The 21301-nt window shown below is 59.4% G+C and carries 22 protein-coding genes, 2 tRNA genes and 2 pseudogenes; 18 read left to right on the top strand and 8 right to left on the bottom strand.

The window, feature by feature from the left end; translation table 11 throughout:
* Nucleotides 1–2 precede the first annotated feature (2 nt).
* The 10 genes from JQ587_RS09430 (at nucleotide 3) to JQ587_RS09385 (ending at nucleotide 8821) form a co-directional block, all read left to right on the top strand.
* Entirely contained in the window at nucleotides 3–881 is an 879-nt protein-coding gene (locus JQ587_RS09430) for a hypothetical protein (RefSeq protein WP_212425112.1), read from the top strand.
* Nucleotides 881–1309 (top strand): GNAT family N-acetyltransferase, encoded by a 429-nt coding sequence (locus tag JQ587_RS09425; protein ID WP_212425111.1) that lies wholly within the window; start codon nucleotides 881–883, stop codon nucleotides 1307–1309. Before JQ587_RS09430 ends, JQ587_RS09425 begins: the two co-directional genes overlap by 1 nt.
* Nucleotides 1310–2107, top strand: coding sequence for a hypothetical protein (locus tag JQ587_RS09420; RefSeq protein WP_212425110.1), 798 nt, complete (start codon nucleotides 1310–1312; stop codon nucleotides 2105–2107). It abuts the gene before it with no gap.
* Nucleotides 2107–3351 carry a hypothetical protein gene (locus JQ587_RS09415; protein ID WP_212425109.1) on the top strand — a complete coding sequence of 415 codons (1245 nt, stop codon included), beginning with the start codon at nucleotides 2107–2109 and terminating at the stop codon, nucleotides 3349–3351. Before JQ587_RS09420 ends, JQ587_RS09415 begins: the two co-directional genes overlap by 1 nt.
* A complete protein-coding gene (locus JQ587_RS09410) occupies nucleotides 3351–4811 on the top strand; it encodes a glycine zipper 2TM domain-containing protein (protein WP_212425108.1) in 1461 nt (486 codons plus the stop codon). The genes JQ587_RS09415 and JQ587_RS09410 overlap by 1 nt, the downstream gene beginning before the upstream one ends.
* 53 nt (nucleotides 4812–4864) lie before the next feature.
* Nucleotides 4865–5233, top strand: coding sequence for a hypothetical protein (locus tag JQ587_RS09405; RefSeq protein ID WP_212425107.1), 369 nt, complete (start codon nucleotides 4865–4867; stop codon nucleotides 5231–5233).
* A complete protein-coding gene (locus tag JQ587_RS09400; protein WP_212425106.1) occupies nucleotides 5230–7809 on the top strand; it encodes a serine-rich family protein in 2580 nt (859 codons plus the stop codon). The genes JQ587_RS09405 and JQ587_RS09400 overlap by 4 nt, the downstream gene beginning before the upstream one ends.
* 8 nt (nucleotides 7810–7817) lie before the next feature.
* Nucleotides 7818–8096, top strand: coding sequence for a hypothetical protein (locus tag JQ587_RS09395; RefSeq protein WP_212425105.1), 279 nt, complete (start codon nucleotides 7818–7820; stop codon nucleotides 8094–8096).
* Nucleotides 8072–8479 carry a DUF5675 family protein gene (locus JQ587_RS09390; RefSeq protein ID WP_212425104.1) on the top strand — a complete coding sequence of 136 codons (408 nt, stop codon included), beginning with the start codon at nucleotides 8072–8074 and terminating at the stop codon, nucleotides 8477–8479. Before JQ587_RS09395 ends, JQ587_RS09390 begins: the two co-directional genes overlap by 25 nt.
* A gap of 144 nt (nucleotides 8480–8623) precedes the next feature.
* Complete coding sequence (locus JQ587_RS09385; RefSeq protein WP_212425103.1) at nucleotides 8624–8821, top strand: hypothetical protein; 198 nt, start codon at nucleotides 8624–8626, stop codon at nucleotides 8819–8821.
* 332 nt (nucleotides 8822–9153) lie between these two features.
* Here the strand turns inward: JQ587_RS09385 and JQ587_RS09380 are convergent, their stop codons facing one another.
* Together JQ587_RS09380 and JQ587_RS09375 are read right to left on the bottom strand one after the other, a co-directional pair.
* Entirely contained in the window at nucleotides 9154–9384 is a 231-nt protein-coding gene (locus JQ587_RS09380; RefSeq protein WP_212425102.1) for a hypothetical protein, read from the bottom strand.
* Nucleotides 9385–9431: 47 nt separating this feature from the next.
* Nucleotides 9432–10355 (bottom strand): ArdC family protein, encoded by a 924-nt coding sequence (locus tag JQ587_RS09375; protein WP_212425101.1) that lies wholly within the window; start codon nucleotides 10353–10355, stop codon nucleotides 9432–9434.
* A 62-nt stretch (nucleotides 10356–10417) separates the two neighbouring features.
* On the opposite strand from JQ587_RS09375, the gene JQ587_RS09370 reads away from it, so the two are divergent.
* Complete coding sequence (locus JQ587_RS09370; RefSeq protein ID WP_212425100.1) at nucleotides 10418–11911, top strand: type IV secretory system conjugative DNA transfer family protein; 1494 nt, start codon at nucleotides 10418–10420, stop codon at nucleotides 11909–11911.
* Here JQ587_RS09370 and JQ587_RS09365 read toward each other — a convergent pair.
* Together JQ587_RS09365 and JQ587_RS09360 are read right to left on the bottom strand one after the other, a co-directional pair.
* On the bottom strand, nucleotides 11905–13248 hold the full coding sequence (locus JQ587_RS09365; RefSeq protein ID WP_212425099.1) for a MobA/MobL family protein: 1344 nt from the start codon (nucleotides 13246–13248) through the stop codon (nucleotides 11905–11907). The two genes, JQ587_RS09370 and JQ587_RS09365, sit on opposite strands and share 7 nt — an antisense overlap.
* A gap of 97 nt (nucleotides 13249–13345) precedes the next feature.
* Nucleotides 13346–14110, bottom strand: a complete 765-nt coding sequence (locus tag JQ587_RS09360; RefSeq protein ID WP_212425098.1) for a ribbon-helix-helix domain-containing protein — start codon at nucleotides 14108–14110, stop codon at nucleotides 13346–13348.
* Nucleotides 14111–14249: 139 nt separating this feature from the next.
* Between JQ587_RS09360 and JQ587_RS09355 the strand changes: the two genes are divergently transcribed.
* From JQ587_RS09355 to JQ587_RS37140, 3 genes and pseudogenes are all read left to right on the top strand, one after another.
* Nucleotides 14250–14786: a hypothetical protein gene (locus tag JQ587_RS09355; protein WP_212425097.1), complete on the top strand. Its 537-nt coding sequence runs from the start codon at nucleotides 14250–14252 to the stop codon at nucleotides 14784–14786.
* Between the two features lie 316 nt (nucleotides 14787–15102).
* Nucleotides 15103–15486, top strand: a complete 384-nt coding sequence (locus JQ587_RS09350; protein ID WP_212425096.1) for a hypothetical protein — start codon at nucleotides 15103–15105, stop codon at nucleotides 15484–15486.
* A gap of 281 nt (nucleotides 15487–15767) precedes the next feature.
* Nucleotides 15768–16292 (top strand): annotated as a pseudogene (locus JQ587_RS37140) (tyrosine-type recombinase/integrase); the annotation flags it as partial.
* 141 nt (nucleotides 16293–16433) lie between these two features.
* Here the strand turns inward: JQ587_RS37140 and JQ587_RS09340 are convergent.
* Both JQ587_RS09340 and JQ587_RS09335 read right to left on the bottom strand, forming a co-directional pair.
* A tRNA-Thr gene (locus JQ587_RS09340) sits at nucleotides 16434–16508 on the bottom strand.
* A 164-nt stretch (nucleotides 16509–16672) separates the two neighbouring features.
* Nucleotides 16673–17107, bottom strand: coding sequence for a hypothetical protein (locus JQ587_RS09335; RefSeq protein ID WP_212301647.1), 435 nt, complete (start codon nucleotides 17105–17107; stop codon nucleotides 16673–16675).
* A gap of 269 nt (nucleotides 17108–17376) precedes the next feature.
* Between JQ587_RS09335 and JQ587_RS09330 the strand changes: the two genes are divergently transcribed.
* Together JQ587_RS09330 and JQ587_RS09325 are read left to right on the top strand one after the other, a co-directional pair.
* On the top strand, nucleotides 17377–17862 hold the full coding sequence (locus JQ587_RS09330; RefSeq protein WP_212301646.1) for a hypothetical protein: 486 nt from the start codon (nucleotides 17377–17379) through the stop codon (nucleotides 17860–17862).
* Between the two features lie 43 nt (nucleotides 17863–17905).
* Nucleotides 17906–18391, top strand: coding sequence for a hypothetical protein (locus JQ587_RS09325; protein ID WP_212301645.1), 486 nt, complete (start codon nucleotides 17906–17908; stop codon nucleotides 18389–18391).
* A gap of 358 nt (nucleotides 18392–18749) precedes the next feature.
* On the opposite strand, the gene rlmB is transcribed toward JQ587_RS09325, so the two are convergent.
* Nucleotides 18750–19580, bottom strand: a complete 831-nt coding sequence (gene rlmB, locus JQ587_RS09320; RefSeq protein ID WP_212425095.1) for a 23S rRNA (guanosine(2251)-2'-O)-methyltransferase RlmB — start codon at nucleotides 19578–19580, stop codon at nucleotides 18750–18752.
* 207 nt (nucleotides 19581–19787) lie between these two features.
* Here rlmB and JQ587_RS09315 point away from each other — a divergent pair.
* Together JQ587_RS09315 and JQ587_RS36650 are read left to right on the top strand one after the other, a co-directional pair.
* Nucleotides 19788–19873: transfer RNA gene (locus tag JQ587_RS09315), tRNA-Tyr, on the top strand.
* 94 nt (nucleotides 19874–19967) lie between these two features.
* Nucleotides 19968–20205 (top strand): annotated as a pseudogene (locus JQ587_RS36650) (GIY-YIG nuclease family protein).
* 25 nt (nucleotides 20206–20230) lie between these two features.
* Here the strand turns inward: JQ587_RS36650 and JQ587_RS09310 are convergent.
* Nucleotides 20231–21262 (bottom strand): LLM class flavin-dependent oxidoreductase, encoded by a 1032-nt coding sequence (locus JQ587_RS09310; protein ID WP_212425094.1) that lies wholly within the window; start codon nucleotides 21260–21262, stop codon nucleotides 20231–20233.
* Nucleotides 21263–21301: the final 39 nt, after the last annotated feature.

Here is a 21301-nt window from a genome sequence, read left to right as displayed (position 1 = left end):
ATGTGGATTTCCGTAAAGTAGCCCTTGGACTCGCGCTTCTCAGTTCAACCAGCTTCGCCGCAGTATGGGAACGCCCGTCCGGCGCCTACACGCCGTCAAACCACTCCGCCAACATCACGGAATTTCAGGACGATAGCGCCGCGCACCGCGCGATTTCCTCTGCCAAAGTGGATGGCAATCTCAACAAGGCCTTCGAGGGCCTGAATGATATTGAATCGCGCACCCCGCCATCCGTCACTGGAAACGCGGGGTTGTTCCTTACAAACGATGGCGCGCAGGCTTACTGGGCGGAGGTGACGCCTACAAGTGTGGGCCTGCAGGCTCCGAGCATCTTCAGTGTCGCCGGAAGCCCTGTTACGTCCAGCGGGACCATTTCAATTACTCTGAACACACAAACCTCGAATACTTTCCTCGCGGGTCCCCTGTTTGGATCTAACACGGTGCCGACATTCCGGGCCATCAGCACTAGCGACGTGCCATTCCTCGTCAGCCAGACCAGCTCCGGGATCGTGGTGAACCTGCCGGTGAGCACGACCAATGTTACGGTTACCAACGTTACTGTAGGGACGATTTCGAGCACCAATATGCAGGTGGCAAAAGCGGCGGCGAACATTGACGGCAACGGGTGCAGCGTCAGGAAGCAGTACAACATCGCTTCTTGCACGCGCGTATCACAGGGCGTCTGGGGTATTAGCTTTAGTACCCCCATGCCAGACGCCAACTACGTCATTGTCGGTACTTGCCTCCGCATCCCATCCTCCGAGTCTTGGTTTGAGGTGACGGACCAAATCAGCTCACCGACCACGACCGGTTTCATGGTTCGCTGCCAAGGTGCGGGCGGGGTGAACGACACTGGTCGCCTGAGTGTAGTGGTGTTCTGATGCGCCACTGGCTCCCGCTGAACCCACTCCAGACCGCCGCAGCTGTGGGAGCCTGGCTGCCGTCCGTCGTCGATGCTCCCGAGGGCCCTGAGCTTGTTAGACGCTTGGCCGGCATGGACAGTTACGTGTTGCTGATGGATGCGAAGCCGATTGGCTGGCTCGCGATAGAGCCGCAAGCCGAAGGCCCGATGATCCGAGGCTTCGTCATTCACCCCGAGTACCGGAAGCGCTGGATGTCGAAGGCTGTTCTTCAGCAGCTGGAACTGATCTTCTTCATCTACGGCGACTTCATATTCATGGAGCCGGAGAACGCCAACATCATCAAAAATGTTTTGCAGCTCGGCGCGAAGCAGTTCTATGATTCCAACATGAACGCCACGGGCAAACTGGTCTTCACCAAGGCAACCTTCAACAGGAGGCTCCATTGAGTGAGCAGCCTGTTCGGTTCGACCCCCGCAGCTCCCACACCGCCGCCGGCCGTTGATTACGTCAACACACGCGATGAGGTGACGGGTACGCAGAGCAACTACGTCACCAACCCGGATGGGACAAAGACGCTCGTTACGTCAGCGCTACCGCTCACTGCTGAGCAGCAAGCGTATCAGGACAAGCTGAAGCAGATCGAGTCCCAGAGCTTGGACTATATCAATAAGCTGACGAACAACTTTGACCCGTCTCAGATTCCGTGGCTGCAGCAGTATCTCGACGATTACCAGAAGACGCAAACGACGGGAGCCAACCAAGCGCTGGCTGACCGAACCAGCCAAGAAGAAGATGCTTTGGCCCGCTATGGTCAAGCTGACAGCTCTGCCGGTACTGCACTCCGTGACGTGCGGGGCAAGGACTACGCGGACTCGCTCCAGCAAATCAGCCGCGATATGTCGGGCATCAAAGCACAAGCGCAGCAGACTGCGCTTTCCAACGCAACCAACCTTTACTCCTTGGCTACTGGCCGCCTAGATACGCAGATTGGCCAGATGCTGCAGGGAATTAATTCAGGGCAGAACTTCCAGCTGGCTGATGCGGGCCTACAGCAAAACCGCAACTTGGCTATCTACAACGGTGCCATTCAGCAACAGCAATTAGGAGCCCAGACTAGGGCGCAGAACTTTGGCAACCTCGCAAGCCTCGCCTCTTTGGCCACGCTGGCCGCCGGTCCCATGGGCTTCGGTGTCATTGGCGCCAAGGGCGGTTTGGCAGCCCTCGCAGCGGGAGCGGCAAAGTGATGGCTGACATAAGCACATCCAACATCGCTGACATCCTCAATCAGGCCAATCAGTACGACGACCAGGCCAATAGTCTATCCTCGATCGCCAGCGGCTTTACTCCCAACTCTCCGCTATCGGCAATCCTGAAGGGTGTTGTGGGCGGACTGGCCCTCACGAAGAAGGGACAGGCCCAATCTCAGCGAGAAATTGATAACCAGCGCCTACGGGAGCTGGCCAACTACGAGATCCAGCTTAAGCAGCACCAAGCGCAGGTCCAAAACATGCTGGCCTCTCACCAGGAGGCGACGCAGACCGGCACTCAGCTTGCTCAAGGCATCGAGCAAGCCCAGCTCGGTGACGAGAGCGGTATCAAGAACTGGCTGGCCTCCAACCCGGCCACGCAACAGATGCTGGGGCAGCGCATCGGCGTGCCGGTGGAGAGCGCTAAGGTCGCCAACATCAACGGAGTGGATGTAATCCAGGCGTACGGCCGGGATGCGAACGGCAACCTCGTTATGGACCCGAACCCGGTGCCGGTGGATGCCTATCTGAAGGCGTACGCGCCAGAGGCGTATGCCGCCCGTTCGGCCCAGCGACTTGAGACCACAGCGGCGCAGCTGAAGAACGATAAGCTGACGGCGGAGATTGCAACGGAGAACGCGCAACGTCGCAACTTTGATGCCTCGGCTGGTGAGCATAACGCTAACGCAGCTGCAGCTTCGGCTCCAGATGGCAACAACGGCGCAGCCCCAGCCAAACCGGTTAAGATCACTACAGACCAATCAAATGCCGCTGTGTTCGGCAAGAGAATGGAAGACGCCAATACGCAGCTGAATGACCTATTCTCAAAAGGTTATATGCCCAACGTGGCCACAAACACGTTGACCAATCACGATTGGGGGAACTTCCTCCTGAGCGAACAGGGCCAGCAGTTCGACCAGGCTCGCCGAAACTTCGTGAATGCTGTTCTGCGCCGCGAATCTGGCGCCGCCATCTCGTCTTCGGAGTTCGACAACGCCAACAAGCAGTACTTCCCGATGCCGGGCGACACCCAGAAGGTCCTCGAACAGAAGGCCGCCAACCGCCAGCGTGCGATTGAGGGGATGCAGGTCGGTGCAGGGCCAGCCTGGCAGTCAATCTCAGACAAGACGCCGACTGAAGCTGCTGCGCCTGACCCAAATGAAATCAAGGCTCAGTACAAGGCTGGGAAGATTACCCGCCAACAGGCCGAAGAGCAGCTTCGGGCGATTGGGTATGAATAGTGAAGGCGGCGGACTTCCTCGACTCGCCTGACAAGATGCCCTCGGCTTCGGCATTCCTCGATGCGGAGGAACCGCCGCAGCAAGCTCAGCCACGGAACACCGTTGGTGGTGTCGCCAACCAGGTGCTGACCGGTGTTGTAAAGGGCATTCCCAACGCGATTGATGCTGCCGGCGCTCTTTTGGCGACCGGTGCCGAGAAGGTGACGGGAGGAGACCGCACGTTCTCAGACTTCATGGCTGGCGGCGGAGTGCTGAATGCCGGAGTGGACAAAGTATTGGGGACCAAGGACCCGGTAGCCCGTACCAATCTTGAACGATACGCCCGCGCGGCTGGGGAAGGGATTTCGAGCGGTCTTCTGACGGGCGGAACGGGTTCCTTGGCCGAGCTGGCAGGGACCACCGCACGCGGAGCAGCCAGCGGCATAGGCTCGGCGGCCGGAGGCGATGTGGGCGAGGCTGTTGGCGGCAACACAGGCCGTGTCGTTGGCTCGATTGCAGGGGGCCTGGCAGGAAGTTACTCGCCGGAGATTGCCACAGGAGCTACGAATGCCACGAAGGCCGCAGCATCCGGCGTGAAGGATGGTGTCAAGAATATTGCCGCCGGTATCGGCCGCAAAAGCGCGGAACAGTGGGGACAGGTGGGTGATGACCTCAAAGCGCAAGCTCTCAGCACACTCGAAGCCGCTAACCGCAACGGCACAGTGATTTCAGCGCCCGCAGTTGCAAAGGGCACACAGGACATCATCGACTCGGTGAAGAAGAGCGTGAACTTGACCGGCGCCAGCGCCGACGAGCTTTACCCAAAGACGAAGGCCTTCCTTGCCGACCTGTCGAGCTATCAAGCGGGCAATCTGAGCCTGGAGCAACTGCACCAGATTCGACAGGTGGGCAGCAGCCTCATCAGCAAGGCGTTCCGGCAGGGGTCGCCGGAGGACGCCTACGTACTTAAAGACGCAGTCGGTAAGCTGGACGATTGGGTGAGTGGTCTTGGCAAAGATAGCCTGACCGCGGGCGACCCTACCAACATCCAGACCTTCAACGACTTCCGTCGCCAGTACAGCAACTATGCACGCTTCGACAAAGTCCAGAAGGCGCTGGAGTTCGCTCACGGCGACACCAATAAGGTCCGCTCCACCGTCGCCAGCTGGTTTAAGCCCGGCAACGAGAAGCAACTCGCAGGCTTTTCTACGGACGAGAAGAAGTTGCTGGAGGCCTTCGCCTTCCCAAACAAGGCTGAGCAGGTGCTGCGCCTGGCTGGGAAATTCGGCATCAATCTGGAGCGGCCGGACAAGTCGTCTGTGGTCGGCTCTCTTGGCCTGGATAGTTTGCTTGGTATCGCCATGGGCCTGAAGACCGGCGGGACGGCTCTCGTTGGCGGCACAGTTGTAAGAAGTGCGGCCAACAAGATTGCGCAAGGCAAGCTCGAAACCACGCTGCAAGCGTTGGCGAAACGAAAATAATTTGACGCATGAATCGGATGTGCGTTCTAATTCATCAACGGAAGGGTAGGTGATTGAAAAAGCTATTACTGGCGACAACGAGCCTTCTCGCTCCTGTCTTTTGTCTAAGCGCGACGGTGGTCGACACCAACAATAACGGCACGGCAATAACGCGATCTGCCACGGTCGATAGCTCCACGCCCACGTTTTTCAAGACCGATCCAAACCGCAGCACGCTGGTTGAAGTCACCGGTAGTGGTAGCGGTACGATGAAGGTCTCGACGGATTACACCTCGACACCAAGCAGCTTCACTGGTTTCACGCCTGACCCCGCTGGTGCGGTTTCTAGCAACGCCGCCTGGCAATTCCCGACTGGCCTCTCGTATGTGGGATTTGATGCTTCATCCGGTACATGGTCCGTGAAAGTGACGCAGCCGAAATGAAGCTCCTAGGTTGGCTCTTCGCCTTTATCCTGGCCCTCGCGGCTACTGATGGTCATGCATCGACCGGCAACCTCTTTCAGCGCGTAGGTTCCGCCGGGGGCGGCGGCACCATCAGCGGCTCTCTTGCCGGGATGGATGGAAGCGGCTTGTTAATCGATGTATCAGGTAGCGTTCCAACATCGCAGACGATGTTGCGTGACCTTCTCGGCTGGAAGATACCCGTGACTTCGATGGGCGCCATCGCGGATGGCCAGCCTCACGTAGAGAACCTTCGCGCTGCATACGCGGCGCATGCGCTTGCAAGCACACCCGCAGCCCAGCCATTTGGCGTGGTTGTTCAATATCCAGGCAATCTAGTTATGGGTACGAGCACTACCCTGAATGCTGAACATCCGATTTATATAAGCAGCAACACTACCGTAGAAATCGAAGGTGTCCTGACCCACAACATCAATTCCAGCGAACAGGCGCTTTTTACGACCGCGTGTAACTCTGATGGCTGCACTTCTACAAGTGCCACAAGTATTGCCGTTCACGGCCTGCCAGGAAGTCGGCTAGACTACACATACAATGGCGGTCAATCTAAAAAGATGGTCTCCATTGGCAATGCCAATGACGTCGATATTTCCGGACTGAACGTAAGCACAACTGCGCCGGGCGGAAGCTATACATTGCAATGCCGCAACACCAAGCGATGCTACATCCACGACAACAACATCGCGCTCATTTCGGGTGGCCCTGCAAGCGGACAGGACGGCATCCACTTCAGCGGTTGGCAAGAGGATGGACGGGCTTGGAACAACACCTGCCGTGCCCACGACGACTGCCTTTCGTACACCGAGGAGAACAACACTATGGCGCACAAGACGATGGTGCGCATGCTTGCCTATGCCAATACACTGCTCTCGTCCGCGCACTCCGCAATCAAGCTCTTTGTCGGGAATAGCGCCGTATCGGGAACCATTCAGGTCACGTTTGCGAACAACTACCTAGGGAGTTGGGGAAATCTGGCGCAGGCGAACTGCATCGTCGTCGATAACGAGGTTGGCTTTATCAGCGCGAAGTTCACTGGCAAAAACTATTGTGATGCGACACTCATGGAGCCATCTCCTGGCGGCCCGCTGGTCGATGTCACAAACGACCTTGGTTACACCGACGCCACGGTTCCGGCGGGCGTCGTCCTTGATCTCGGCGATAGCATCTTCGAGCACTACAAAAACGACGGGTTGATTATCCGTGACGGGATTAAGGCCAGCTACAATGGCCTCCAGGTTATCGATTACATCGGAGAGCAATCTATCCTCTCGCCGACTGGCGTAGCCTCTATCCGTCGCACCGGCACCGATACGATGCAGGTCTACTACCCTTCCGGAACGGACCTGTCTGGCGTGACTACAAGCCATCTAGCCCGTATCACCAGCACAACATACCCGAGTAACACGGCTACCTTTGCAATCAGTAGTGTAAGCGACCCCAGCGATACCATTACCCTGACCTCTAGCAACGTATCCAGTTCTACCGATGAGGTTGGCGCGAATGAGCAGGTGGCTATCGTCTATCGTCCGGGTACGGCATTTGAATGCAAGGGGTGCTCGAACGGGGACTTCAAAAACGGCTATTTCAGCAATCCTCCCGGCTACGCCATCAACCCTGTTGTAAATGGGACTATCAAACCCTTGAACAACAACTTCGAGGGCAACATCTTTGATAATCAGTCCCAGATGATTGGTTTGGCTGTCTCGGCCGGGTACGGCAACCGTATTGTGCGCAATCACTGCCGCAATTTCTCGGGGGACCGCTGCATCAGTGTGACCTCAAGCGCCAACGTCAGCAACACGTTTGGTTGGGGCAATGATGACGATATGACCCCCGGAGCCCGCGATAGCTTCCGCTGGTCAGACACTGATGGCCGCACTGTCTTCCTGAATTTTGGCTCCTCGAACCAATATTTTGAGTTCCTGAACCAGAACACGGTTAGCGCCAGCGCTGGACTATTCACCAGCGCCACCATCGCGACCAGCCTGACCGTGGGGAATATCTCGGCCACAACAGGGCCTAGTAAGCTCATCAACGTCAGCGTCACACAAAATGTGAGCGTAACCGGAAACCTGAGCGCGGGTCTGTTTATAGGGGACGGCTCAGGCCTTACCAATATCTCGGCAACAGCGTCCCCCGGCGGATCTGCCAACCAGGTGCAGTACAACACCGGTACGGCGACGGGTGGGGCCACGGGGATTACGTACAACTCGACCACTTTGGAAACGTCATTCACCGGCAACGTCATCGGCGCCAACGGTGTATCCGGCAGCCGTATCATGGGCACGAACGCGGGTACGTGCTCGGCCAACACGATCCAGGTGAATGCGGCTAACAACGGGTTCTATCGTCCCGCATCCAATCAGGTCGGAGGTTGCGCTGGCGGCACCGAGGCCCTGCGACTGACGTCCACCGCCGTCAGCACGTCCCTGAACATGACCATCGGCGGAACCATCAGCACCAGCCTGGCGGGAGCTACAAGTCGGTCCCTGTGCGTGAGCCCTAACGGCGCGATCTACGCGTCACCGACGTGCCCGTAGGTGCCCTGATGGCCCGTGACCCCCTGGTTGTCGAGATATTGACCGAGCTGCGCGAACAGCGTCCCATCATCACCCAGCTGCAGGTGAGCGTCGCGACCATGGCCCAAACTATCCTCGGCCTGCAGAACCTTCCCGGTCGGGTCGAGCAGTTAGAAAAGGACTCCCTTAAGGCACGCTCATTCGTCGAAGGCGGCCTTTGGGTCTGGACAAAGCTTGTTAGCATAGTCTCCCTCGTGGTCAGCGGCATCATGTTCATAGCCAAATGGCTGCACTTGCTGCCGCAGTGATGAACGTCCTCCTCACGCGCCTCACGACCATCGGCAACGCTGTAATCGGTCGCCTCGATATCCCCGGTCTGCCTTTCCCGCTCTGGACGCTGGAAGACGCCAAGGAATACATCCCGGCGGGGGAGTATCAGTGCGGTCTTCATGGCTGGGGAAGTGAGCCCGTCAAAATCAAGCGGGTCTGGGAAGTGCTGAATGTGCCCGGACGCTCGGCCATCCTCTTCCATGCCGGAAACACCGATGAAGACACCCGTGGCTGCATCCTGGTTGGCATGGGTGTGATGCAAGGCAAGCTCGTAAGCAGCGCCGATGCCATCTTGAAGATGCGCTGGACCATTGGCCAAGCGGGATTTGATTTACAGATTCATGCGGCCGTGCCAGCTTAACAGCACCGCAGCGCTGCTCCTGTTGTAACGAGCGACGTAAGACGGTGAAGGGCCGCTTCCTCTCCCCACGGACCTCAGCGGCCTCTTTTTCTTTGACAGCCTGCCTAGCTCGGCGCACCCTTTGAGCAATGAAAGGGTAAAGTATTGGAAGCATTCGTCGCTCTCTGGAGCCTCATCAAGGGCAACGTCGGCAAGTTTGTGCTGGCCTTCGTAATTGGCGGCACCATCACCGTACTCGGCATGGTCCCCGGCACGCAAAACGTCAGCAACATTCTCGGCGCGCAAATCACCAGCATCAAAGCCAGCCTCGGTACGACTGCCAGCCCCACTATTGTCCAGTAATGCCTGCATGGCTTGCCGCAGTCATCGCAGCAGTTTGGGAGGCCATCAAGCCTTTCCTCGTGCCGGTTACATCGGCGGCCGTGGGAGCAGAGCTTCAAAGGGGAACGCAGGCGCAGGGCGACCTGGAGCGCATTCATGATGCTTCTGAAGCCGTCGCTCGTGCTCGTGGCTGGAGCCATACTGACCGGGTGCGCTACCTCGAACAGCGCGGGCTGTATCGCGTACTTCCAAAACGCGAAGGGGACCAACAGCAATGATAGCGCGGAAACCACGGACAACTTCGTGGACCTGGACCTAGCGATGGTAGCTGCCTGCAAATGAAAAACCCCGGCTCAGCCGGGGTCATCCATAATCGCGTAGAAGAGGCAAGTGAGGAAGTGCTTGCTGTCCGCGGTGAAGGGTCTCGCGTCAAGGATTGCATATCCCAGGTCTGAGGCTTCCTTCCTCGTGATCTCACGCTCCTCTCTTAGCATGGTGCAGTAGGGCTCCTTAACCCTTGCTGCCCACACTAGGTACTCAGCCAAGGTCCCGGCGTAGAATGCCCGGGATACTTTGATCGCCATTGGTCTCTCCAAAAGAAAAACCCCGGACCTTTCGGACTGGGGTGGGGTCAGTAGGCTATCGAGTCGCCCATCTCCCTTTCGGAGATCTGGCGTTGCGTTTCAGGCTCCAGCTCGGGCTCGGCTTGCTTCCGAACCCAATCCGCAGCCTGAGAAGCGTATGAGGCGGCCTGGAAGATGGCCCTCCTGTCCTCTTTCAGTACCTTGAGCCAGCTCTCGACGTATGAGGCCGAGCGGTGGCGGGCAGCGATGCCGGAGTGAGCACAGAGGAAGGCACTGCCAAGCTCCGCAACCAGCTCCTCGAAGGCGTAGGCGTTGGAGCCGAACCTGGTCGAGAGATTGCGGTTGAGGCGGTCCTTGTGCCCGGTGGAGTGGATGATCTCGTGAAAGGCCACCCCGTAGAACTCCTCCGGGGCTTCAAACCAGGAGTAGGGCGGGAGAACGATCTGGTCACGTTGAGGGTAATAAGCCGCCTTCGTGCCGGAGTATTGGATGTCCACGCCGCATTCGCGGGTGAGCTTTAAAGCCCCTTCATAGACCTCCGTCTCAGGAGGTGGCTCCACGGTCGCTTGATAGGCTGGAGGTAGTTTCTCCAACTGCTCGACATGGAAGACCGTGTACGTTTTCAGAAGGCTTCGCTTCTTGGTTTCGCCGGTTTCTTCATCCGGCTTTTCCGTCCACTTGGTGAACACCACCGTTGTGCCGTGCTCGCCCTTGCGGACGTGCGCACCGATGTCGTTCGCTTGCTTGAAGGTCATCCAGGAATGCGAGTGAAAGCCTCGCTCCATGGCCTCGGCCCACAGAAGCAACGTGTTGATCCCGGAGTAGGGACGGCCCGTTGCAACGTTCGTGGGGACGTAGGCGATACCCGCCTTCTTTTCGATGGCCCATGGTTTCGTCCAGGGGATTACCCCTGCCTCCAACTGCTTGATGATGCTGTCAGTGACTTTTGAATACAGGTCTGCCGTGCGCATGAGAGTCCTCCTGCGTGGGGTGAAACGTGACGATGTTGGTGTTTCGCTGTTGGAGCTTTAAGATGATGAAGATGCTTAAAGGTCCGCTCGCGCTTGTAGTGTACGTCATCCGATTCACGGTGACCATCATTCGCGTGAAGTGGAAATTTGCGAAGTGGGTCTACAAGCTCGTCAAAGGGCGTAAGAGCCTAACCACGCACGGCGATGCTGATTGGGCTGCAGCAAAACAGCTGAAAGAGAAGGGACACCTCACGCCTCAAGGATGGCTGTGCGCCATCTTCAACCGTAAGCGGGTGTTCACTGACAAGGATGCGTCGCTGCTGCTGATTGCCCCAAAGGGGCAGGGGAAAACGCAAACCGTCATTGCGACGGTGCGTGAGCAGGCGGGTCGTCAGGTCCAGCCCGATCTCGTCATCTGCGACCCGGCCGGTGATATCGAGCCTGGCACGCGCGAGACGCTGAAGAATGCCGGATACTCAATCATTCGCATCGATTTGGTAAACCCGCCCTCCGGGCAGCAATACGATGTGCTGAATATCCTCAAGCCTTCATCACGGTATGACTTCGACAGGGACGTGGACCAACTGTGCCAGCTCGTCTTCCCTGATGATGCCCATACCCGCGAAGCACACTTTCAAGAGTTCGCTCGCATCCTCTTGGCTGGAACCATCAGTTACATGATTAAGGAGAAGCCAAACGAGACAACGCTGCATCGGGTTGTCGAGCGCCTAACAACCAATGCGAAAGGCCGAAAGGCGATGTTCGAGGATATGAAGAAGCACGGCGATAGCCTCGTGAGACAGGCCATCAATGCTTTCGACGATGCCGGCGAGAGAGAGCAGGGCAGCTTCTCGACGACGATGACGCGCAAGCTCAAAGTGTGGCTGCGAGAAGCTGTCAAGCATGTGTCCGAGACGGGGCAGATCCTTCCTAATGGTGAAATCAACCGCGGCTGGACGTGGGAGGACGTTTATGAATCCGACTTCCCGGTGGCCGTGTTCATCAAGACGGGCTTAGGCACGGATGAAGGGGCTGTGGCCCGGCTGATTATCGGCAACGCCGTTAATACGCGGCGGCGGATGCACAACCACCTGATTAGCCAAGGGGTGCAGTTTCCCAAGCCCCTCCGCATCGTCGTCGATGAAGCCCGCACCATCGGCAACTGCAACGCGCTGCTCGATGCCAATAACGAGCTTCGGAAGGCGGGTGTCAGCACCATGCTGTGCTACCTGAGCCTCAAGGATATACGGGATATCTTTCCCCAGGCGGATACGCTGATTGCGGGGTCCAACATCATCATCTTCGGCGGCTCGAACGAAATCACCTTCTACGAGGAGATGAGCCGGATTTTGGGTGATAAGACCATCGAGAGCGGTAGCAAGTCCGAAAGCGCGCATGGTCAAAGCAAGGGCGCCAACGAGCAGGCGAGGCGCCTAATGAAGGCCGACGAACTCCGCAGACTGAAGTACGAAGAGTGCGTGGTCATCCTCGGCAATCTGGCTCTTCGGGCCAGCAAGCCCTTTAGCCTGAGCAACAAGGGGGTCGCCTATCACTGAAGCTCCTGGCCAGCGTCTAAGTCGGCCAAGTCCTGATCCCGGCCAGACAGGTGCAGAATCTCCCGGTATTGCGCCCGGGAAATCTCACCGCGGGCGTAAGCCTCTTCCAGCTCGTTCGTCTGGAGCGCCCAGATATCCTTGGCCAACTGCTCGTCAAACTGCTTCATGGCCTCGTTGAGCTCTTCATCCGTACCCAGGCAACGGAGCTGGATTTCGAGCTGGGTGGCCTTCCTCTCCAACTCGAAGGCCCTAAGCTCCTGCGCGGTCTGGTGGTCTACGGCAGAGTTATAAGCGTGCTCCTTGATGGCGTGCCTGAACTCGGCGGCCTTGAACTGCCGCTCGGCTTCCTCGGCCTGGTGCCGGGTGCGGGTCTTCCAGCCCAGGATGGGAACGCGCCAGCCTTTCAGCTTGCCGTCGTCGCGCTGGTAATGCTGGAGGGCTAGCTTTGCCTGGTAGACGTTCTGGTCGGTGAACTGCTTGGCCACGATGGCGTCGGCGACGGCGAGGTTGGCCTTCTCGACCCCCTTCCGCGCCTGGCTGAACTGCTCCCACAGGACCTCCCGCTGGCCCATTAGGTGCTGGAGCCTTACAGCCTCGATGCGGACGCTTTCAATGCGGGCAACGCGCTCTGGTACGGTGAGATCGTCAGCCATATCCTCGTCGCCCTCCAGGGCATCCTCTGCTGCGGATTCTTCCACCGCAGGGATAGGCTCTTCGTCCGGGGCGCCGAACTCGTTTAACGGGGCATCTAGGGGCACTTCGCTGTCGGGAATCGGGCTCTGCTCTTCCTCATAGCGTTCGGCTTCCATCTTTGCCGCCTTCAGCTCAGCCGCTTCTGAAAAGCTAATCCTCGCGTCGATGCCGAGAGACCTTAGTTCGTCGTTGCAGACGTCTTCCCAGAGGTCCTTGATGCGGTCGGTGCTGCCCCAATCCGTGGTCTTAAAGACGCGCCGGCCACTCTCCACGTCTGCATCGACGAAAATGAAATGGCAGTGGGGGTTTTCCTGCCCCCAATTCTGAATCGTGAAATAGAACGGGGCCCGCCCTTGGCTGAGATGGAAGCCGAACTTACGGACCGTATCGACGGCCTGGTCCATGTTCATCTCGCGGGGTAACGCGATGGTCAGCTTATCGATGACCCGGCCGTCTTTCCGGATGCGGTCCTCACGCTCGTTCAGGAAGCGTTGGGCGGCATGCCACTGCAACGGCATCCGTTCGGCATAGCGATATACCGTCGCCGACTGACGGGAGATGTAACGCACGTGAGCAGCGGCCGTGTACGGCTGCTTCTGCTCCTTCTTGCTCACGTGACGATGAAGAATGAACGGTATCGCCATGCTGCCACATTATGCGGAGCTTTAGAGTTGCGGTCATCCGCAACTCATATGGTCTCCTACTCCAGTGGCACCGATAACAGATGCTGCAAAAATGCGACTACCGCTTACGAGGTCTTTTGGTGGCGACAGCGGGCATTGGCTGAGCCAGTTCGAGGAAATTTGAGTTGGCGAGCTGCAAGCAATGCTGCCGGACAAGGTTTAGCGTCTTGGTGAACTCAAAATAACCCGACCCAGACACGGTCCTACGGTTGTAGATGAAGATGAGTTTGCAGAAGGTGTCGCCCCAACCATTCCGATGCGCAACCGCGCAAGCTGTGTCAGTCCAGCACCCCGTGAGCGCGGGCTGCGTTCTATAACCCAGAATCTCTAACCCGCCGCTGTTTGGTGCGCGGACTTGGTCCCACAGACCTTTAAGTGTGCTGTTGATGATGCCAGTAGCTTCGGGAAGGTAGGACTGGGGCAGGTTTGGTCGTTCGGAATGGGGAATGAAGATCTGCGTCGTTAACCCCGCTGTGATCCGATGCCTGAATAACTTGGCGTTCGGCGCGCTCTTCAGAAAAGTCAAGTCGTCAACGAGTAAGGCAAGCCTTTTGGAATTGGCAAAGGCGTCGGCGGTCCAGAGCTTGAATTCCCGGCTTTCTTCGGACGAGACGGAATGCAGGCCAACTTCTTTGAGAACCTTCTCCGAACGCACCCGCACATTCTCTGACAGCTCCTTAACCGCCAATTTGATGAGCTCGGTCCGGCTGGTTACGCCAAGCTCTTCTTGGAGCGAGTCAAGATCATCGAAGAACTTCTTCGGCCCTTTCAGATTGAACTGAACGGGCGACTTATCGCCGGTTTTTGCCTGAGACGAGGTCATCTGTGATTCTGCGAATCGAGGTCGTCAGGCGGATGGTATAGAAAAAATGTGCCCTATCCAGATTTCTCCGGGTCACTAGCGTGACGTTCGTGCCTTGTAGGGGTTGAGGCCAACCCTGGGCCAAAGCAGGAGAAGGAAGATGGTTGGGACTTTGACGCCTGGAGACCGCGAACTGCGGGGGATGGCTTTACGGTTGGCAAACGAACGGGACAAGCTGGAGCGAGAGAACGTCACGTTGAAGAGGCAAAACCGCTTGCTTTCGACGATCCAGCAAAAGCTGCCTGCAGTCTCCCGTTTGCTGGCCGTGACCGCAGTGGAACGGGGTATCGTCCTCCAAGATTTCGGCAGTCACGGCAGGAAGCGGGAGGTTCAGGCTGAGCGGAAGGTCCGGCTCAAGGTCATCCAGACCGCTAGGGAGCCGAACGCTTTCGGGATTTTCCGTGAGTACCGTCCCTGGTTTTCGACGACCGCAGGGAGCATCCCCGCAACGCTTCACAAGCTCGGGTACTCCAAGGCGAATGGTGAGCCCATCGCCTACTACCTCTTGCGGTACTTCGACTCGAACGCAGGGAGATATGTGAGTGGGCTTCACGTGTATGCGCTGCGCAAGGGGAAGCCGATGGAGATCTACTACCACGGTCGCCGTGAATACCAAGAGCGGCCCGCGTGGTGGTGAGCCTTATCGAAAGCATCCTGAAGCTGGCGGTGCAGGTCTACTTGTTCTTGTTGACCATGCTCTTCCGCGCCGTCAGCGGCATCATCGGGGCGCTCTGGTCAGCCTACCAGAACAGGGCGCCCCGTCCTGCCCGTCAAAGCGCTTTGGCGCGGGCTGTTCGTCCCCGCGCCAATAACTACCATCCCAACCGGAAGAAACGGCGACCGAGGCATGGAAGACCATTAAGCCCGCGCAGGGCTTAATGGTTCTCGGCAAAACTTGCCGCCGATGCCATTGTCTAACCATGAAACCGGCCTACATCCATTGGAGAACTCTCTTGCCCGACGAGTATCAGATGCTCCGCGAGAAGGTTGCGCTGGAATACGGCTTTGCCCTGTACCGGAATTACATGCCGAAGCAGGCGGCCGAGATTTTGAAGATTGACCTCTCCACCATCAAACGGTGGACGGGGAAGAAGCGGATTTTGTCAAAGCAGTTTGGCGCAGACGGTGTCCGATACATGGGCATCGAGCTGGCCGATGTGATTATCAAGGGGACGCGCCCGTGGGACGATACGCCAAGCGACAATTCCAGCTCGGACAATACTTCCTCGGACAGCGCAAAGGCTCCTCTGCCTGGTATCGCTGCTGGCGCGAGGGAAGCGGGACCCAGCGCGTCTCTCTCGGCACGTCGGATTTTGAGGAAGCCAAGCAGCGACTGAACGACTGGTACGTGCTGCAGACGCAGCCGGAGGAGACGGTCGAGCCCGTCAAAATCGCGGAAGTCATCGCCCGCTATTGGGACAAGCGCGGGCAGCACACCTCGCACCCGCCGACGACCCGGGGCCACTGTGACCACTGGCTCAACCAGTTCGGCGAAAAGACCGTGGAGGAGGCTTGCTCCTTCACCGAGCAGGAGCGGTTTAAAACCGCTTTGTTGGAGCAGGGCCTCGCCGCCCAGACCATCAACAACATCGTCTCCACAGGCCGCGCTGCGGTCCGCATGGCGTGGAAGAAAGGGGAGATCCCCTCAGTCCCGCCGTTCACCCTGTTGGAAGTTGGTGAGCAGGAGCCCATGGGACGGCCTGTGAGCATCGAGGAGGGGCGGAGGCTGCTCGGGGAGCTGCGGGACCACGTCTGGCTTATGAACGTGCTCCTCATCGCGACCACGGCCCGGCCTGCCGCCATCCTGCAAATGGATTGGGTCCAGCTGAACTTTGAGGCCGAACTCATCTACCTCAACAAGCCTGGCCGGAAGCAGAACAAGAAGCGGCGGCCGGTGGTGAAGATGCCGCCCTTCGTTAAAGCCATCCTCCTGCCCATCAAGAAGGACAGCGGGCCGGTGATTGAGTTTGATGGCAGGGCCGTTAAGTCGGTCCGGACGGCATGGAGGAAGGCGAGGGCGCGGGCCAAGCTGGACCTCGAAGTGACGCTCTACTCATGGCGCCACACCCTGGGCCGCTGGATGCGTTCTAAGGGCGTTCCGAAGTGGGAGGTCCAAGGCCAGCTCGGCCACGGAAAGGGCGTCACGGAACGCTACGCTGAGTTTGATCCGCTGTTCCAGAAAGAGGCCACCGCTGCCATCGAAGCCTTCTGGCAAGCTCTTCAGGGACGCGGGGACAGTTCGGGGACACCTCAGTGGACGATGTCAGCTAACTACCTGATATCGTGGTGCCGGCTGAGGGGATTGAACCCCCGACCTTCGGTTTACAAAACCGCTGCTCTACCGCTGAGCTAAGCCGGCGACGCCCTTGAGGGTGCGGGCAGGGGCCGGCATGCGCCGGGCTGCCCGCCCGCGCGTCGCAATACCAGACCTGGTTGGAAAGTGCCAGAACCCGCGCGCCCTCGTGGGCATGAAACAGGCGGCCCTGGAGGCCGCCTGTTCGCGCGAATGCCGGTTAAATTGGCCTACTGGCAGATGTGCCGGCGGCCGTCGCCACCCTTGAACCAGGTCCCTGGCGTACAGACAAACCCGTTGCGCTCGGCGTAGCTGCGGGTGTCCCAGCCGCGATTATCCCAGGAGTTATCGTAGGCGTAGCTGTTGTCCATGGCGCGGAACGGGGCGGTTGCAATCGCACCAGCGGTGCCGATCGCGGCGCCGGCGACATCGCCCGCAACATCAGTCGGCCAGAATCCGGTGTGGGTCCTGTTCCAGTCGCCGTTGCTCTGGCGGTAGCTCACCCGGTGATGGCGATAGCCGTTGGCTCCGAGGTTTTGGCAGTTGACGTTGGAGGGTTGCGCTGCGCAGCGGCTGGAATTGGTGACGGCCGTTTGTGCCATTGCGGAGCCGGTCACGATGGTCGCCGCAATCGCGGCAGCGCCGAGGAGCTTCATCTTCGTCATTAGGTGTCTCCCTTCGAATTGACGGGGACTAAATGTCGTGAGCGGAGGTGGTTCCGAAGGAACAGGCTGATTTTCCGCAGGCCTCGGTCAAACGGCCGTGAGCAATCTGGAACTGAGGTGTGGCCGTTAACGCTTCGCTAGTGCGCGTCGCTGCATTTGAGCAGCGCGCGCTCCTTACGCGTTAGGCTTACCGGAATTTGGTGAGCTGTCCTTAACCCTCTCTCCGCTGCGATCCGATAGGTTGTGTTCCAGACAACCGAGATCCTTCCATGCGCGCATCCGCGCTTGCAGCCTTTCTGATCGGACTGCCTGCGACGGCCTTTGCCGGCGGCGGTTTCGATATCGTCGTGCCCGGCCGTCCCGGCGTGCCCATCATCATCAACAATATCGATGCGTCCTACACCGTCGTCGAAGGTGTCTGGGGCCTGGGTAAGAACGTCCAGGTGCAGCCCACGATCTATGGCGGACGTTACGTAGCCGAACGTCAGCCCTCCGATGTCGGCCATTATTATCCCAGCATGGGCCTGCAGCCCGGCTATGGCCGCCTCGAAGTCGAGCCGCCTGCGAACCGGAAATTGCCGCAGCCGGCAGAGGGGTATCACCAGAGCTGGGGCGCCTCGTCTGCACCGTTGCCGCCGCAGATGGACGTGCCGCTCAATCCGCCGCCGGTGATCCTTGCGCCGGAAATCAACGACCATCCGCGGCGCCCGCCACCACGGCCGCATACAGAAATGCCCGGCAAGCCGCCGGGTTAGAAAACGTCAAAATCCAAAAGACGGAAATCAACAGGAGAGAGTAATGCGTCAGATGATTTCGGGACTGGTCGCGGCGGCTGCCGTGATGTTCGTGGGCAGCGCGCCCGCCATGGCCTGCGGCTTCAACCCGTGCCAGCCGGTTGCGCCGGTCTATTCCGGCTGCAACACCGGTTGCGGCGGTTATGGTTACGGCGCCGGTTATGGCTATGAGCGCCTCGCCGAGCCGACCACGCAGTATTACTACGTCAACCAGGGCCCGACCTACACCGGTCCGGGCGCCTTCGCACCGACCCCGACCTACCAGGAAGACGCGGTCGTCGCGCCCGCCAATTATGGCTACGGCTATGGCTATCGCGCGGCCGCCTATCATCACCGCCCGTACTACCGTCCGTATCGCTACGGCTACGGCCCGCGTTACGGCTATCTGCCGCGCACGCATTACGGCTATGCCCCGCGCTATGGTTACGCCCATCGCTACGCGCCCGCGCCGTATTACGGCGGCCACCGCGTGCTGCGCCGCTACTACTGATCTCTGATCGGTTGAGCTGATGAAGCGCCCGTCCGCGCAATGCGGACGGGCGCTTTGTTTTGTCTCCAAAACAACCCCATGCACAGTAGCCGCGGACAGCGAAATCAAGGACTTGAAGCGCAGCGAGATCGAGATGAGTGATCATCGCGCATCGGCTCGTTGTTCCGGTCCGATTTTTTCCAAAAACCAGAAATTTGCTTGACCCGTCGGGCAAAACAGGCGCACGATGGCATCGTCGGGATGTGCGCGGCGACGCCTAGAGTCTTATCCGTTCCGATGGAATCGAAACGGGGCTCTAGATTCTTATTTGACGCGCTTTCTTGACGCGAACCGGAATCCACGTCGCTCGAAAAACGCTCTACCGCTTCATCAAGCCAAGCCGGCTCGCGCCGACATAGAGCGAGAGCGCGGCGGCATTCGAAACGTTGAGGCTCTTGATCTCGCCGGGCATGTCGAGCCGCGCCACGACGCTGCAGGTCTCGCGGGTCAATTGCCGCAGACCCTTGCCTTCGGCGCCCAGCACCAGCGCGAGCGGCTCGCGCAGCGCGACGTCGGAAAGGTCCTCGCTGCCTTCGCTGTCCAGCCCAACCGTCTGGAAGCCGAGTTCGTTCAGTGTGGTCAGCGCGCGCGCGAGGTTTTGCACCGTGACCATCGGCACGAGCTCCAGCGCGCCGGAGGCCGCCTTGGCGAGCACGCCGGTCGCTTCCGGGCTGTGGCGCGCGGTGGTGACGATCGCCTTCACCGCGAACGCCGCGGCGGACCGCAGGATCGCGCCGACATTGTGCGGATCGGTGATCTGGTCGAGCACCAGCACCATGCCTTCCAGGGCCAAATCCTCGATGTCGGGCGAGGGCAGGGGATCGGCCTCCGCGAGCAGGCCCTGATGCACGGCGTCGGGCGACAGCAGGCGGTCGATCTCCTGGGGGCGGACGATCTCGGGCGCGATGCGGGTTTCGATGTTCTCGTCTGCCAGGCGCCGGGCGGCGTTCTCGGTCAGCGTCAGCTTGCGGATCCGGCGCTGCGGGTTGGCGAGCGCCATGGTGACGGTGTGCCAGCCATAGAGGATGACGGGCCCGTCGGGGTGCGAATCGCGGTCGCGCCAAGCCGGCCGGCCGGCTGATTTCCCGGGCCTGTTGAAAGGCTTAGCCCCTCCGCGGGAGCCTCTCGGGGAGAATTTTTTGTCCTTCATGGGCTCGCTTGTGTCACGGGTCCCGGAATATGGCAATTTGGGTGGCTTCGTGGGCGATTTTAGCTGTTCGCCTCGGTTGACTTTGCCCCACCGCTTCGCCCATAAACGCGCCCGGTCGCGCCCCCATCCGGGCTGTCGCGGCCTTCACGTTCCATGGCCGTCTTCGGTCCGCCGGCAAGGTCCGGCCCGATTGTGCTGCCGTCGAGCGGGGGAGTGTCCCGAGTGGCAAAGGGAGCTGACTGTAAATCAGCCGCCTCATGGCTTCGCAGGTTCGAGTCCTGCCTCCCCCACCATCCTGCTTCGCGCTGACGCGCTTCGCAGGATTGCAGCCTGCCGAAGCGCGAAGCAGGATGCCCTCCGAAGCCTTGGCGAAGGAGGGCGGCATCCATGCACTATGTTTATCTTCTGGAGAGCGAAGCTTTCGGCGGTCAGCGCTATATCGGTCTGACGACAGACCTCAAACAACGTCTCGCGGATCGCTGGTAAGTCGCCACATACTTCCAAATACACTCCCTGGCGACTGGTGACATATGTGGCATTCTCAGAAATCGAAAAGGCGCGAGCTTTCGAACGGTATCTGAAGTCCGGTTCAGGCCACGCCTTCGCGAAGAAAAGGCTCTGGTGAACGAAAGCAAGGACGGACTGCCGCCTCACCCCATCATCTCCCGCACCATCGGCACCACCTTTCGCCCGTAGAGCTCGATGCTCTTCATCAGCTTCTCGTGCGGCAGCGGTCCCGCCGAATATTTCAGCTGGAAGCGCGTGATGCCCAGCGCCTTCGCGGTCTTGGCGATCTTGCGCGCGACTGTTTCCGGCGAGCCGACATAGAGCGAGCCGTGCTCGGCCTCGCTGACGAACTCGTCACGGCCCATCGGCGGCCAGCCGCGCTCGCGGCCGATGCGATCGCTTATGGCCTTGTAGTCGGGCCACAGCTCCTCGCGCGCCTGCTCATCGGTTTCGGCGACGTAGCCGGGGGAGTGCACGCCGATCGGCTGCGCGGGACGGCCAAACTCCTTGAAGGCGCGGTGATAGAGATCGACGTAGGGCGCAAAGCGCTCGGGATCGCCGCCGATGATAGCGAGCATCAGGGGCAAATCGTAGTGCGCGGCGCGCACCACCGATTGCGGGCTGCCGCCGACCCCGATCCAGGTCTTCAGCGTGCCGTTCGCGACCGGCGGATAGACCAACTGATCTTTCAGTGGCGGGCGCAGCTTGCCCTGCCACGTCACCGGTTTCTGCGACAGCAATGTGGCGAACAGGTCGAGCTTCTCCTCGAACAGCTCTTCGTATTTGCGCAGGTCGAAGCCGAACAGCGGGAAAGATTCCGTGAACGACCCGCGGCCGAGGATCACCTCGGCCCGCCCGTTCGAGAGCGCATCCAGCGTGGCGAAGCGCTGGAACACGCGGATCGGATCGTCCGAGCTCAACACCGTGACCGCCGAGCCGAGATGGATGCGCCTGGTGCGCGCCGCGATCGCGGCGAGCACGGTCTCGGGCGAGGAGATCGCGAAATCGGCGCGGTGATGTTCGCCGAGCCCAATGAAGTCGAGGCCGAGCTCATCGGCCAGCACCGCCTCCTCGACGACGTTGCGGATCACCTGGGCATGCGGAAGCATGTTGCCGGCGGCGTCCCTGGTGACGTCGCCAAAGGTATCCAGTCCGAATTGAAGCGGTGCGGTCATCGATCAGGTCTCTGTGGGAGGATCGGCCAGAGTTAATGG

The organism is Bradyrhizobium manausense, from assembly GCF_018130615.1.
Classification (GTDB): Bacteria; Pseudomonadota; Alphaproteobacteria; order Rhizobiales; family Xanthobacteraceae; genus Bradyrhizobium; species Bradyrhizobium manausense_A.
Note: the sequence above shows the minus strand (reverse complement) of the source record. Positions and strands in the feature narration are given on the sequence as shown.

What these genes read in the sequence shown, in the direction of transcription:
- JQ587_RS09325 (WP_212301645.1), top strand. Translation starts at nt 17,906, where the DNA reads ATGCGTCAGATGATTTCGGGACTGGTCGCGGCGGCTGCCGTGATGTTC.
- JQ587_RS09370 (WP_212425100.1), top strand. Translation starts at nt 10,418, where the DNA reads ATGATGAAGATGCTTAAAGGTCCGCTCGCGCTTGTAGTGTACGTCATC.
- JQ587_RS09380 (WP_212425102.1), bottom strand. Translation starts at nt 9,384, where the DNA reads ATGGCGATCAAAGTATCCCGGGCATTCTACGCCGGGACCTTGGCTGAG.
- JQ587_RS09375 (WP_212425101.1), bottom strand. Translation starts at nt 10,355, where the DNA reads ATGCGCACGGCAGACCTGTATTCAAAAGTCACTGACAGCATCATCAAG.
- JQ587_RS09365 (WP_212425099.1), bottom strand. Translation starts at nt 13,248, where the DNA reads ATGGCGATACCGTTCATTCTTCATCGTCACGTGAGCAAGAAGGAGCAG.
- JQ587_RS09415 (WP_212425109.1), top strand. Translation starts at nt 2,107, where the DNA reads ATGGCTGACATAAGCACATCCAACATCGCTGACATCCTCAATCAGGCC.
- JQ587_RS09335 (WP_212301647.1), bottom strand. Translation starts at nt 17,107, where the DNA reads ATGACGAAGATGAAGCTCCTCGGCGCTGCCGCGATTGCGGCGACCATC.
- JQ587_RS09390 (WP_212425104.1), top strand. Translation starts at nt 8,072, where the DNA reads ATGGCTGCACTTGCTGCCGCAGTGATGAACGTCCTCCTCACGCGCCTC.
- JQ587_RS09355 (WP_212425097.1), top strand. Translation starts at nt 14,250, where the DNA reads ATGGTTGGGACTTTGACGCCTGGAGACCGCGAACTGCGGGGGATGGCT.
- JQ587_RS09360 (WP_212425098.1), bottom strand. Translation starts at nt 14,110, where the DNA reads ATGACCTCGTCTCAGGCAAAAACCGGCGATAAGTCGCCCGTTCAGTTC.
- JQ587_RS09330 (WP_212301646.1), top strand. Translation starts at nt 17,377, where the DNA reads ATGCGCGCATCCGCGCTTGCAGCCTTTCTGATCGGACTGCCTGCGACG.
- JQ587_RS09400 (WP_212425106.1), top strand. Translation starts at nt 5,230, where the DNA reads ATGAAGCTCCTAGGTTGGCTCTTCGCCTTTATCCTGGCCCTCGCGGCT.
- JQ587_RS09310 (WP_212425094.1), bottom strand. Translation starts at nt 21,262, where the DNA reads ATGACCGCACCGCTTCAATTCGGACTGGATACCTTTGGCGACGTCACC.
- JQ587_RS09395 (WP_212425105.1), top strand. Translation starts at nt 7,818, where the DNA reads ATGGCCCGTGACCCCCTGGTTGTCGAGATATTGACCGAGCTGCGCGAA.
- JQ587_RS09425 (WP_212425111.1), top strand. Translation starts at nt 881, where the DNA reads ATGCGCCACTGGCTCCCGCTGAACCCACTCCAGACCGCCGCAGCTGTG.
- rlmB (WP_212425095.1), bottom strand. Translation starts at nt 19,580, where the DNA reads ATGAAGGACAAAAAATTCTCCCCGAGAGGCTCCCGCGGAGGGGCTAAG.